The 1,160-nt window shown below is 75.9% G+C and carries 1 protein-coding gene; it reads right to left on the reverse strand.

All coding sequences use genetic code 11. The annotated features are described in order from the left end of the window. A partial coding sequence (locus FV230_RS28555) for an alpha/beta hydrolase (protein WP_246695049.1) occupies window positions 1-1,160 on the reverse strand: 1,160 nt, incomplete at both ends.

Raw genomic sequence — 1,160 nt, forward strand, 5'->3', positions numbered from 1 at the left:
GTGCCGGCCGTCGCCGCCGGCGTGACGGCGGCGGGCGGGCTCGCGCGCGGCGTCTCGACGAAGAGGCGCTTCACCGGCCAGCCGTCGGCCCAGCGCTCCATGTCGCCGAAGCGCGGATTGGTCTTCAGGCCGGTGGCGTCCTGACCGGCGAAGGCCGCGGTCGCCGCGAGGTCGAAGGTCTTCCAGAACGCGAGGTAGTCGAGGGTGTCGGCGCGGGCGTTGTTGATCTGCGCCACCAGCGTCTGCTGCTCGCCGGAGAGCGACATGTCGGCCGACCACTTGAACGGCGGCGGCTTGGTGTCCTTCGGGTCGGCCGGCAGCTTGATCGCCGCGCCGTCGAACGCGGCATCGAGCCCGGCCGGCGCCGCGAGCGTCGCGGTGAGCGCCGGGAAGCCGTGGTCGTCGGAAAGCGCGCGCATGAATAGCTTGCGTTCCGTCGGCACGGCGCTCGCCTCGCGCAGCAGCCGGCGGGCGGCCAGGTCGGCCGCGCGGGCGTCGCGATCGCCGATCATGGCGATCAGCAGCGTCTGCGGCGCGATCTTCGCGAGATCGCCGAGCACGATGCCGCGCGACTTCGGCCCGCTGGCGATGCCGCCCGGCATCACCCCGAACACCAGCTTCGGCACGGGCAGGTCCTGCGCCTTCGCGTCGGCCGCGATGTCCATGGCGAGCGGGACGCCCGCGAGGTGGCCGATCAGCGCGACCTTCCCCAGGTCGGGCTTGCCCTCCGCGTCGGCGGCCAGCGCCTCGAAGGCGGTCTTGAGCGCGCCCTCCGCGTTGGCGACCGCATCGACGGGCCGGGTCCGGTTCACGTCCTGGAAGCGCGGGAACAGGACGAGCCAGCCGTTGCGGGCGAGATGGTCGATCCAGGCGCCGTAGCTCTGCGGGTTGGTGGCGCCCCAGCCGTGCAGGAGCACCGCGACCGGGCGCCCCTCGGCGGGGGCCGCGCCGGCGGCGTGGAACACGAAGGTCGAGGCGCCGGTGCGCCCGACCGCGCGCTTGACGATGGTAAGCTTGCGGTCGCCGACGCCGCCCGGCCCGTCGTTCGGCTGGGCCGGCGGCGCCGCGGCCGCGGCGGGCGAAGCGGGAGGGGGCGCGGGGGGGGGGGGCGGGGGGAGGACGGACCAGCCGGGGGGGGGGGGGGGGGGGGGGGGGGGGGG

The sequence above is a fragment of the Methylobacterium sp. WL6 genome (assembly GCF_008040095.1).
GTDB lineage: Bacteria > Pseudomonadota > Alphaproteobacteria > Rhizobiales > Beijerinckiaceae > Methylobacterium.